This is a genomic window from Streptomyces sp. SCSIO ZS0520 (assembly GCF_025643355.1).
GTDB lineage: Bacteria > Actinomycetota > Actinomycetes > Streptomycetales > Streptomycetaceae > Streptomyces > Streptomyces physcomitrii.
This window is the reverse complement of record NZ_CP092644.1, coordinates 7,756,884-7,769,269: the sequence shown is the minus strand read 5'-3', so window position 1 is coordinate 7,769,269 and position 12,386 is coordinate 7,756,884. Positions and strand designations below refer to the sequence as shown.

General features: G+C 72.9%; 5 protein-coding genes and 1 pseudogene. 4 read left to right on the top strand and 2 right to left on the bottom strand.

What is annotated here, in order from left to right; all coding sequences use genetic code 11:
- The first annotated feature begins 1 nt into the window (after position 1).
- The 3 genes and pseudogenes from MID12_RS31890 (at position 2) to MID12_RS31880 (ending at position 7,053) form a co-directional block, all read left to right on the top strand.
- Entirely contained in the window at positions 2-745 is a 744-nt protein-coding gene (locus tag MID12_RS31890) for a phosphopantetheine-binding protein (protein ID WP_263172692.1), read from the top strand.
- Positions 746-892: 147 nt separating this feature from the next.
- Positions 893-5,824 (top strand): annotated as a pseudogene (locus MID12_RS31885) (type I polyketide synthase); the annotation flags it as partial.
- Between the two features lie 38 nt (positions 5,825-5,862).
- On the top strand, positions 5,863-7,053 hold the full coding sequence (locus MID12_RS31880) for a 3-hydroxybenzoate 6-monooxygenase (protein ID WP_263172688.1): 1,191 nt from the start codon (positions 5,863-5,865) through the stop codon (positions 7,051-7,053).
- 359 nt (positions 7,054-7,412) lie between these two features.
- Here MID12_RS31880 and MID12_RS31875 read toward each other — a convergent pair whose 3' ends face one another.
- On the bottom strand, positions 7,413-9,737 hold the full coding sequence (locus tag MID12_RS31875) for an MMPL family transporter (RefSeq protein WP_263172686.1): 2,325 nt from the start codon (positions 9,735-9,737) through the stop codon (positions 7,413-7,415).
- Positions 9,738-9,878: 141 nt separating this feature from the next.
- Here MID12_RS31875 and MID12_RS31870 point away from each other — a divergent pair, with 141 nt between their 5' ends.
- Positions 9,879-10,511 (top strand): TetR/AcrR family transcriptional regulator, encoded by a 633-nt coding sequence (locus tag MID12_RS31870; protein WP_040255759.1) that lies wholly within the window; start codon positions 9,879-9,881, stop codon positions 10,509-10,511.
- Between the two features lie 91 nt (positions 10,512-10,602).
- Here MID12_RS31870 and MID12_RS31865 read toward each other — a convergent pair whose 3' ends face one another.
- Complete coding sequence (locus MID12_RS31865) at positions 10,603-12,222, bottom strand: MFS transporter (protein ID WP_263172684.1); 1,620 nt, start codon at positions 12,220-12,222, stop codon at positions 10,603-10,605.
- Positions 12,223-12,386 lie beyond the last annotated feature (164 nt).

The following is a 12,386-nucleotide window of genomic DNA, read 5'->3' as shown; positions in this document are numbered from 1 at the left end:
CTTGGGCGAGCAGGACATGGCGCGGATGGCGCGCAGTGTCATCAGCCCGATGAGCAACGCCCAGGGCCTGGCGCTCTTCGACACCTTCGGCCGGTCCCACCGGCCGGTGCACCTGCTCTCCGTCCTCAACTTCGCGCATGTGCCGCCGCATCCGGTGTGGTCGCGCCTCGCGACGGTGCGGCCGACCGCCGCCGCGGCCGACGGCGGTGCCCAACTCGCCGAGCGCCTTACGCAGTTGAGCGGTCCCGAGCAGCGGCAGCACGTACTGGACCTGGTACGGGAGCAGATGGCGACCGTGCTCACGCTGGACTCGGCCGGGGGTATCGACTCCCAGCGCGGCTTCCTGGACCAGGGCGTCGACTCGCTGACGGCGGTGGAGCTGCGCAACCGGCTCACCGGGGCCACCGGCGTCCGGCTGCCCGCCACCTCGATCTTCGACCACCCCACCCCCGCGGCCCTGACCGGCTATCTGCTCGGCCAACTCGCCCCCGCGCAACCGCAGGAGGGCGCCGACGCCGGGTCCCCGGGTGCGGTCGAGGACGAGGCGCTCGTCCGCCGGGCGCTGGCCGCGATCCCGCTGGCGCAGCTGCGGGAGGCCGGGCTGCTGACCGCGCTGATGCGGCTGGCGGACGGGCAGGGCGCGCCGCAGCCGGTGGGCGGGACGCCGGAGGAGGACGCGCAGGAGTCCATCGATGCGATGGCTCTCGACGATCTTGTCCAGTTCGCGCTCGGCGACGAGTCCTGAACCGACGGAAAGCGGAAAGTGACCATGGCTGCATCGAATGACGACATTGTCCGGGCGCTGCGGGCCTCGCTGAAGGAACGGGACCGGCTGCAACGCGAGAACCAGCGGCTCGCGGACGCCTCCCACGAGCTGGCCCGCTCCTTCCGGGAGCCGGTCGCCGTGGTCGGGATGGCCTGCCGTTTCCCGGGCGGGGCGAACTCGCCCGAGGGTCTGTGGCAGGTGGTCGCCGGGGGCGTGGACGCCACCGGGGAGTTCCCCACCGACCGCGGCTGGCCGGGCGACCTCTACGACGCGGACCCCGACCGCTCGGGCAAGACCTATGTGCGCCGGGGCGGTTTCCTGGACGATGTCGCCGGTTTCGACGCGGAGTTCTTCGGGATCTCCCCGCGCGAGGCCCTGGCCATGGACCCGCAGCAGCGGCTGCTGCTCGAACTCTGCTGGGAGGCGCTGGAGCGCGCGGGCCTCAACCCGCCCCAGCTGCACGGCAGTCGGACCGGTCTGTACATCGGTTCGCAGAACTCCGCCTATCTGCCGGACATGGACCATGTCCCGCAGAGCATCGAGGGCTACGCCTTCACCGGGAACACGGCGGCGGTGCTCTCCGGGCGGGTCTCGTACTCCTTCGGCTTCGAGGGCCCGGCCGTCACGGTCGACACCGCCTGCTCCTCCTCGCTGGTCGCCATCCACCTGGCGATGCAGGCGCTCCGCCAGGACGAGTGCGAACTCGCGCTGGCCGGTGGCATCACGGTGCTGGCCAGCCCCGGCGGCTTCATCGAGTTCTCCCGGCAGCGCGGCCTGGCCCCGGACGGCACGTGCAAGCCGTTCGCCGCGGGCGCCGACGGCACCGCCTGGGCCGAGGGCGCCGGGGTGCTGACGCTGATGCGCCTGTCGGCCGCGCGGCGCAAGGGGCTTCCCGTCCTGGGCGTGCTGCGGGGTTCGGCGGTCAACCAGGACGGCGCCAGCAGCGCCCTGACCGCTCCCAACGGGCCTTCCCAGCAACGGGTGATCCGCGCGGCCCTCGCCAACGCGGGCCTGAGCGCGGCGGATGTGGACGCCGTCGAGGCACACGGCACGGGCACCAAGCTCGGCGACCCGATCGAGGCCCAGGCACTCCTGGCCACCTACGGCCAGCACCGCCCCGCCGAACAGCCCGTACGGCTCGGCTCGTTGAAGTCCAATATCGGGCACTCGGTGGCCGCGGCGGGCGTCGGCGGCGTCATCAAGATGCTGATGGCCCTGCAGAACGAGGAACTGCCCCGCACCCTCCACGCCGAAGAACCCTCCCCGTTCGTGGACTGGGAGGCGGGCGCCGTCGCACTGCTCACGGAACCCGCCCCCTGGCCACGCGGCGAACACATCCGCCGCGCGGGCATCTCCTCCTTCGGCGTCAGCGGCACCAACGCCCACCTCATCGTCGAAGAAGCACCCCGGGAAGAACCGCAGCGGGAAGCACCGGAGAAGGACGGCGGAAGCGGGTCGGGCGCGGACCAGGAATCGGCGGCGCCCGCGCTCCCGGTACTCCAGGGCAAGCTCGTTCCGTGGCCGATCAGCGGCGGCAGCACCGGCGGACTGCGCACCCAGGCCGAGCAGTTGGCCGGTTTCGCCGCCGGGATCCTGGAGCGGGGCACGGCGACCCCGGCCGATCTGGGCCATGCCCTCACCCGGCGTTTCGGACTGCGGCACCGCCTGGCGGTCCTCGGCGCCGACGAGGGCGAACTCCTCGACCGGCTGCGGACCTTCGCCGCACAGGAGTCCCCTCTCCCCGGCACCTTCACGGCCGCGGCCGGCGAGGGCATCAAGACCGGCTTCCTCTTCTCGGGTCAGGGCGCCCAACGCCCCGGCATGGGACGGGAGTTGTACGAAGCCTCGCCCGTCTTCCGTACCGCGCTGGACGAGATCTGCACCCACCTCGACCCGAACCTCGGCCGCTCCCTACGCGAAGTGATGTTCGCCGCCGAAGGCACCCCCGAAGCCGAACTCCTCGACCAAACCCTCTACACCCAGACCGCGTTGTTCGCCTTCGAAGTCGCCCTCTACCGCACCGTCGAAGCCACAGGCCTCACCCCCGACTACCTGATGGGCCACTCCATCGGCGAACTCTCCGCCGCCCACATCGCAGGCGTACTCACCCTCCCCGACGCCTGCACCCTCGTCGCCACACGGGCGCGTTTGATGCAAGACCTCCCCCAGGGCGGCACCATGACCTCCCTCCAAGCCGGAGCGGAAGAAACCGAAGCCTCCCTGGCAAAGATCACCGGCGGCGAACGGGTCAGCATCGCCGCCCTCAACGGCCCCACCTCCACCGTCATCTCAGGCGACACGGACGCCGTCGAAGCAGTAGCCGCGTACTGGCAGGAACAAGGACGCAAGACCCGCCAGCTCCGCGTCTCGCATGCCTTCCACTCCGCCCACATGGACCCGATGCTCGCGGAATTCGAGAAGACCGCCAGCACCCTCACCTACCACCCGCCCACCATCCCCGTCATCTCCAACGTCACCGGAAAGCCCGCCACCACCGAGGAGTTGACCTCACCCGCCTACTGGGGACGCCAGGTCCGCGGCACCGTCCGCTTCCACGACGGCATCACCGCACTCACCGAAGCCCAGATCCGCATCCTCCTGGAAATCGGACCCCGCGGCGTCCTCACCGCCATGGCCCACGACTGCCAGAGCCAGGACCAACCCGCTTCCCTGATCGCCCCGTTCACCCGGCACGACCGGCCCGAGGCCGACACCCTCCTGTCCACCCTCACCCAGGCCTGGACCCACGGCGTCGCACTCGACTGGACAACCCTCCTCCCCACCCCGAACCCCGACACCCAGGTCGCACTGCCCACCTACGCCTTCGACCGGACCCGCTTCTGGCTGGACCGGGAGGCGGCGGAGGTGGCGGACCCGGCCGAGCGGGAGTTCTGGGAGGCGGTGGAGCGCCAGGACGTCTCGCAGCTGGCTTCGCTGGTGGGGCTCGCCTCGCCCGAGGCCGCCTCCTCCCTTGGCGCGGTGGTGGAGCCGCTGGCCGTCTGGCGTCAGCAGCAGCGGGCGAGCAAGGCCTTCGAGGAGTGGCGGTACCGCGTCGAGTGGCAGGAGCAGACGGCGGGCGCGCTGTCGGCGGGGCCGCTCGCGGGGACCTGGCTGGTGGCGGTCCCCGCCGAGCCGGCGCAGTCGGCGCCGGTGGCCGCGGTGCTCGACGCGCTGGAGGCGCACGGCACCCGTACGCGGGTGGTCGAGGTGGACACCGGCGGCGAGGACCCGGCCGTACTGGCGGAAACGGTCTCCCTGGCCCGTGCGGACGGGGAGTTGGGCGGGGTGCTCTCGCTCCTGGCGCTGAGCCCGGCACCGCATCCGCGGTATCCGGAACTGCCGTCCGGCGTGGCCGCGACCGTGCTCCTGGTGCGGGCCCTCGCGGGCACGGGCGTACGGCTCTGGTCGCTGACGCAGGGCGCGGTCGCCGCACGCGCGGACGAGGTGCCGTCGAGCCCGCAGCAGGCGCAGGTGTGGGGGCTGAGCCGGGTGGCGGGTCTGGAGGATCCGCAGCTCTGGGCCGGTCTGATCGACCTTCCCGAGGTCTGGGACACGGACACCGGCGGGCAGCTGTGCGCGGCGCTGGCCGGTATCGGCGACGAGGACCAACTCGCCCTGCGCGAGGGCGGGGTGCGGGTGCGGCGGCTGGTTCCGGCGCCGCTGCCGACGCCCGCCGCGCCGCTGTGGTCCCCCTCGGGTACGACGCTGATCACGGGCGGTACGGGCGTACTCGGCGGCCATGTGGCGCGCTGGCTCGCCCGGTCGGGGGCGCCGCGTCTGCTGCTCCTGAGCCGTTCGGGCCCGGCGGCCGAGGGCGCGGACGCCCTGCGGGAAGAGCTGCTGGCGCTGGGCGCGGGGGCGGTGAGCCTGGTCGCCTGCGACACCGCGGACCGTGCGGCGCTTGCCCGGGTCCTCGACGAGATCCCGGCGGAGCAGCCGCTGCGCGCGGTGATGCACGCGGCCGGAGTGGTCGGTGAGGCCGGGCCGGTGGCCGGGATGGAGCTGGCCGAGTGCGCGCGGGTGCTGTCGGCCAAGGCGGCGGGCGCGCGGCACCTGCACGAACTCCTCGCGGACATACCGCTGGAGGCCTTCGTCCTCTTCTCCTCCAGCGCGGGGGTGTGGGGCAGCGCGGGCCAGGGCGGTTACGCGGCGGCCAACGCCTATCTGGACGCGCTGGCCGGTGCGCGGCGCGGGGCGGGGCAGCGGGCGACCGCGGTGGCCTGGGGCGCCTGGGCCGGTGGCGGGATGGCCGAGGACCCGGAGTACGTGGAGTGGCTGCGGCGCAGCGGGATGCGGACCATGCCCGCGCAGGCCGCGATCGGGGCGCTGCACGCGGCCGTGAGCCAGGACGAGACCGCGGTGACGGTCTCGGACATGGACTGGCGGCGCTTCGCCGAGGCCTACAGCGCGGCCCGGCCGCGGCCGCTGCTTGCCGCCCTTCCGGACCGGCTGACCGGTGCCGGGCAGCAGCCGCAGGGGCAGACGGCCGCGCCGGAGCAGTCGGCGTGGGCGGTGAAGCTCGCCGAGGCGGGCGCCGCGCAGCGCCACCAGGTGCTGCTGCAGGCGCTGGGCGCCGAGGTGGCGGCGGTGCTCGGGCACGCGGCGCCGATGGACCTCGAACCGGACCAGGACCTGTCGTTCGTGAAGCTGGGCTTCGACTCGCTGACCGGGGTGGAACTGAAGTCCCGGCTGGCCGCGGCGAGCGGGCTCGATCTGTCCGGGACGCTGATCTACGACCACCCGACCCCGGCCGAACTCACCGCACACCTCCTGGAACGCCTGGGCGTGGCCGAGCGGTCGCCCGGGACGGCGGTGCTCGACGGGCTGCGGGAGCTGGAGCGCGCGCTCGACGCGGGCGGCACCGACGAGGACCTGCGCACGGACGAGAGCCTGCGCGAGGAGATCACCGGGCGGCTGCAGACCCTGCTGTGGAACTGGCAGGAGTCCGGGCGCCCCGCCGCCGGTGAGCAGGGCGGACAGGACGCGGCGGCCGACCTGGAGACCGCCTCCGACGAGGAGATCTTCGACTTCCTCGATGAAGAGTTCGGCGCGAGCTGACCGGGCCCGCGGACTGACAAGGGCAGAAGGGCATCGTCATGGCGCACATACTGATCGCGGGCGGAGGCATCGGCGGGCTCGCGGCCGCGCTCGGCCTCACCGCGAAGGGGCACCGGGTCACCGTGCTGGAGCGCGGGGAGGAGTTCACCGAGCTGGGTGCGGGCATCCAGCTCGGGCCGAACGCCTTCCACGCCCTGGACCGGCTGGGGGTGGCGGAACAGGTGCGGGCGCGGGCGGTGTTCATCGACGCGCTGCGTCTGAAGGACGGCACCACCGGTGAGCTGATCAACGCCATGCCGCTGACCGAGGGCTACCGGGAGCGCTTCGGCAATCCCTACGCGGTGGTGCACCGTATCGACCTGTACCGGCCACTGCTCGACGCCTGCCGGCGGACGCCCGCCGCCGAACTGCTCACCGACAGCGGGGTGGTGGAGTACACCCGGCACGAGGACACGGTGAGCGTGCGGCTCGCCGACGGGCGCCGCCTCACCGGCGACGCGCTGATCGGCGCGGACGGGATCCGCTCGGCGGTCCGCGGCCAGTTGGTCGGGGACGGCGAGCCGCGGGTGTCCGGGCACACCATCTACCGCTCGGTGATCCCGATGGACGAGGTGCCGCAGGAGGTGCGTTCCCCGGGGGTGACCCTGTGGGCGGGCCCGCGATGGCACTTCGTGCACTACGCGATCAGCGGGGGGCGGCAGTTGAACATGGCGATGACCCTCGACGACGGCGCCCGCGAGGCCGTCTCGGGACGTCCCGCCACGCTCGCGGAAGTACGCGGCCGCCCGTATCCGGGGATGTGCGAGGGCACCCGGCGGTTGCTGGAGCTGGGCCGCGACTGGCGGTGCTGGGTGCTCTGCGACCGCGATCCGCTCGACGTGTGGGTGCAGGGCCGGGTCGCGCTGCTCGGCGACGCGGCCCACCCGATGCTCCAGTACGCGGCACAGGGCGCCTGCCAGGCCCTGGAGGACGCGGTGGTCCTCGGCGGACTCCTCGACGGCTGCCCGCCCGCCGCGCTGCCGGGGCGCCTGCTGCGCTACAACGCCGTACGCCGGGACCGTACCGCCCGGGCGCAGTTGGTGGCCCGCGAGATGGGCCGGCAGGTCTACCACCCCGACGGTGTGGCCGCCAAGGAACGCAATGTCGCGCTCTCCGCGCTCTCCCCGACCCAGCTGTGGGACAAGGTCGACTGGCTGCACGCGGACCGGGACTTCTTCCGCTCGGCCTGAACTCCCTTTGCCAGCACAGGATTTGAGCCTGCCGGGCACATGAGTCCGCTGCCCGCTTCAGACGGCGGACTCCCCGGCTCCGGCACGTTTCCCGCCCGTACGGCCCGGGGCCTCTTACGGTTCCGGGCCGCACGCGTGCGCCGATCCGGGCCGGAAGCGGGAACGGCCGTTGTCGTCAGGGCGGTCGGTGCGCTCCGGCGCTCGGGTCCAACTCCCGCCGCCCGAGCGGAGGTCGCGTACCGCCGACGCGCTCCTGCGAGACACCCGGCCCGAACGCCTGACCGCCCCGGTACCGGCCTCCGCGGTGAAGCGGGGGCGGGCCCGGGGCGGTCGTCATCATGCCGCTCGGGGGAGCCGACTCAGATGCGGACCCGGTCCTCACCGGGTTCCGCGGGGGCGGGAACTTGCGGGTTGTCCCCGCCGCCCTCCAAGTCGACATGCGGCATGGTGCGGTCCAGCCAGCCCGGCAGCCACCAGGCCCGGCGGCCGAGGACGGCCATCAGCGCGGGCACGATGGTCATGCGGACCACGAGGGCGTCGAAGAAGACGGCGGCGGCCAGCGAGAAGCCGAAGGCCTGCATCATCGTCGACTCGGAGAGCATGAAGCCGCCGAAGACGCTGATCATGATGAGCACGGCGGCGGTCACCACGCGGGCGCTGTGCGCGAAGCCCTCGGTGACGGCGTCCTTGGGCGCGGCCCCGCGGACGTAGGCCTCCCGCATCCGGCTGACGAGGAAGACCTCGTAGTCCATGGCGAGGCCGAAGACCAGGCCGATGATGATGACCGGCAGCAGGTTCACGATCAGGCCCGGCGACTGCACGCCCATCGCCTCGGCGGCCCAGCCCCACTGGAACACCGCGACCATCACGCCGAAGGTCGCCGCCAGGCTGAGCAGGAAGCCGAGGGCCGCCTTCAGCGGCACGAGCACCGAACGGAACATCAGCATCAGGAGCAGGAAGGCGAGGCCGACCACGACCGCGAGATAGGGCAGCAGGGTCTCGGCAATGCGCTGGGAGATGTCGATGTTCAGCGCCGTCGTCCCGGTCACCGCGACCGAGGCGTCCGCCCCGTCGGCCACCGCCCCGGCCTCGTCGCGGATCTTGCCGACGAGGTCCTCGGTGTCCGCGCTGGCGGGCGCCGAGTCCGGCGTCACCTGCATCACCGCGGTGTTCTTCCCCTTGCTCTCCAGCGCCGGGGAGACCCCGCTGACACCCTCCAGGTCGGAGACCCGGGCGATCACCTTGTCCGCCACCCGCGCCGCGCCCTGCTTGTCGCCGGTGTCCACCACCACGGTCAGGGGGCCGTTGAAGCCGGGGCCGAATCCGTCGGAGACCATCTCGTACGCCTTGTACTGCGTACTGTCCTTGGGCTCCGCGCCGTCGTCGGGCAGGCCGAGGCGCAGGTCGACCGCGGGCAGCGCGAGCACCACCAGGGCGGCCAGCGCGGCGGTGAGGAAGAGCACCGGGCGGCGCACCACCAGGCGCACCCAGCGCATGCCCAGGGTCGGCTTCGCGGTGGCGGCGCTTTCGGGGGCGGCGGGGGTCTGTGGCGCCGGGGTGGTCTCCGTCGTGCCGGTGGTCCCCGTCGTACCAGTCTCCGTCGGCCCGGCAGTGTCCGTGCCCGGTGCCGGAGCGGTGGCCCGCTTGCGGGCGCGGCCCAGGATCCGGTTGCCGGCGAAGCCGAGCAGGGCGGGCAGCAGGGTGAGCGCGATCAGGACGGCCACGGCGACCGTGAAGGCGGCGGCCACACCGATCTGGGTGAGGATCGGGATGTTCACGACCGAGAGGCCCACCAGGGCGATGATCACGGTCAGGCCCGCGAAGACCACCGCCGATCCCGCCGTGGAGACCGCGCGTCCGGCCGCCTCGGCACGCCCGTCCGCCTCCTCGGTGCCGTCCGCCTGTGCGGCGAGGAGTTCCTCGCGGTAGCGGAATCCGATGAACAGGGCGTAGTCGATGGAGACCGCGAGGCCCAGCATCAGCGCCAGTGCGGGGGTGTCGGAGTTCAGCTCCAGGAAGCGCCCGCTGATCTGGACGGCGCACAGGCTGACGGCGACGCCCATGATGGCGGTCACCAGCGGCAGCCCGGCGGCCACCATCGAGCCGAAGGTGATCACCAGGACGATCGCGGCGATCACCACACCGACCAGTTCGCCCGCGCCCTGCTCCGGCGCGCCCTTGGCCGCGTCCCCGCCGACCTCGACGGTGAGCCCGGCCTTCTCGCCCGGCTCCCCGGTCGCGAACAGGGCCTCCCGGTCCTCCTCGGTGAGATCACCGCGGGGCTTGCCGTAGTCGGCCTGGATCAGCGCGAGCCGCTTGTCCTCGGTGAGGGCCTTCGCCTCGAAGGGGTCGGCGACGTCGACGACCTCGGGGGCCTTGCGCAGCCGCGCGACGACCTCCTCGACGGCCTCGCGGTTGCCGCCGTCGGTCACCTTCTCGCCCGCGGGCGCCTGGACGACCACCCGGGCCACCGCCCCGTCCGCCGCGGCCTGCGGGAACCGCTCGCCGAGCAGGTCGATCGCGCGCTGGGACTCCGTACTGGGGATGGAGAAGGTCTCCACCGTCGGCTGCGAGAGGGTCGCCGCGCCCGCGCCGAAGACCACGAGCAGTCCCAGCCAGATCAGCGATACGAGGCGGCGTCGTCTGAACGACGACCGCCCCACCCGGTACAGGAACTCTTTCATGACGGTGCACCCTCTTTTGCGAGTCGACTCTCAGTTGATGGCCACTGTACTCTTGGGGGCAGCCAACTGAGAAGGCCATGAGGGGTGAGGGCGCGAATCGCTGGAGCCCGCCCCTCACCGAGGAAGCCGGAGTATCCAGAAATGAGCCCCGCGAAAACGGACCACAGGCCCGCCGGACTGCGTGAGCGCAAGAAGGCGAAGACCCGTGAGGCGATCCAGCAGCACGCACTGCGCCTCTTTCGCGAACAGGGCTACGAAGCCACCACCATGGGGCAGATCGCGGACGCCGCGGAGGTCTCCCCCAGCACCGTCTTCCGGTACTTCGCCACCAAGGAGGAACTCGTCGTCTCCGACGAGCAGGACGCCTTCTTCACCCGCGCCTGGCGCGCCCAACCGGCCGACCTGCCGCTGATGCAGGCCCTGCGCCGGGCCGTGCACGACACGATGAAGGAGCTCTCCCCCGAGGAACTCGGCGCCCAGCGCGACCGCGGCGTGCTCATGGTCACCGTGCCGGAGCTGTGGGCCGCCAACCTGGCGAACGTCACGCACACCCGGCAGACGGTCACCCATCTCGTCGCCGAGCGCACCGGCCGCTCCCCCGACGACGCGCAGGTCCGCGCCCTGAGCGGCACCATCTTCGGGATCCTCCTGGACGCGATGCTGCGCTGGGGCCAGGAGCCCGAACAGGACATCGCCCAGTCCCTCGACGACATCCTCGCCTTCCTCGACAACGACCACTTCAACCAGCTCGCCGCACCGCCTGACGGCTCCTGAACTCCCGGCAGGCATACGGCACTTACGACCGCGGGCCGCCCCCTTCCCGTCGCAGGGGGCGGCCCGCGGCCGTGGTCGCCGCACGGGTGCGTCAGGTGCCGGTGGCCAGGCCGTGCGGCTCCTCCTGGCGGCCCTTGCCCGGGCCGCCCGCACCGCCCGTACCGGTCCCGGCGGCCGCGGTGTCCGGGGTGGCCCCGGGCTCCGCTCCCGCGGCGGGGCCGGAGGTGCGGCCGGGCAGGAAGAGCAGCGCGGCGACCAGGCCCACCAGGGCGAAGCCGGCCGAGACGAGCAGGCCGCGGTCCAGGCCGTGGGTGAAGGAGTCCCGTACCGAGTCACGCAGACCGGTCGAGCCGTTCTCGCGGGCGACGAGCAGGCCGCCGAAGACGCCCGAGCGGGTCTCGTCCGCCTGCGCGGGCGAGAGGCCGCCGAGGTTCAGATGCGACTGGTACGCGGCGAGCAGAACGCTGCCCACGACCGCCGAACCCAGCGGCGCGCCCACCTTGTTGACCGCCTGCAGCACACCGGCGGCCACCCCGCTGCGCTCCTCGGGGACCCGGGAGAGCACCGCGGAGGTCGCGGTCGCCATCGCCAGGCCCATGCCGAAGCCGGACAGGGCCATCCAGCTCGCCAGGAAGCCCTCCCCGCTCGTCGGCCCGGTGCGCGAGCCGAGCAGCAGACCGGCGGCGATCGCGGCGAACCCGGTGGCCACCGCCAGCCGGGCGCCGAGCAGCCGCGCGATCCGGTCGGCCGGGACCGCGCCCGCCACCAGGCCGCCGATCAGCGGCAGCAGCCGCACCCCGGAGCCCATCGCGTCGGTGCCCTGCACCGCCTGGAAGTACTGCGGCATCGCGAAGATGACCCCGATGTTGGCCAGCGCCACCACGCCGATGAGGATCACGCCCCAGGTGAAGGAGGCGGACTTGAACAGGCCCGGGTCCAGCATCGGACGGCGGCCGGAGGCGCTCAGGCGCCGCTGGTGGGCGAAGAAGACGACCAGGACCGCGAGTCCCGCCACGATCAGCACCCACGCGCCCGCGTCGTCCCAGCCGAACTCGCCCGCCCGGATGAGCCCGTAGGTCACGCCGACCAGACCGGCCGTGGACAGCAGGGCGCCGATCGCGTCGAGCCGGGGGCGTTCGGCCGCGCGGGAGTCGGGCACCAGCGCCCACACCACGAGGACGCCGAGCACCGCCACCGGGGCGTTCAGCAGGAACACCCAGCCCCACCAGAAGTGGGTCAGCATCCAGCCGCCGAGCAGCGGGCCCAGGGGCAGCGCGAGGAAGTTCGCCGCGGACCAGATGCCCACCGCCTTCGGCCGCTCCTCCTCGGTGAACAGCACCGTCAGGGCGGAGAGCGCCATCACGATGATGCCCGCGCCCGCGACCCCGAGCACACTGCGCGCCGCGATGAACTGCCACGGCGAATCCGCCCAGGCGCAGGCCATCGAGGCGAGGGCGAACAGCAGCAGCGAGCCGATCAGCGCCTTCTTGCGCCCGTAGCGGTCACCGAGCAGCCCCACCGGAAGCATCGCCGCCGCGAGGAAGAGCAGATACGAGGAGGAGAACCACTGGAGGTCCGTCTCGGTGGCGTGCAGCGCGTGCGAGAGTTCCGGCAGCGCCACGCTCAGGATGGTCCCGTCGAGCCCGACCGCCAGCATCGACAGGCTCAGCGCCGCCAGCGCCCACCACTTCTGTTGCCCCGCTGCAGGCACGGCCCCACTCCCTCACCCGTAATGAAAGCTGACTTTCTTTTGAATGCTAACTCCTGATTGAGGGTACGGCCCACCCCGGGCAGTGAAACGCCCCGCCGCCCGGACGGCACCGCGCCCCTCCCGGTGCTGCGGGAGGGGCGCGGTGCCGTGCGGGGACGGGGCAG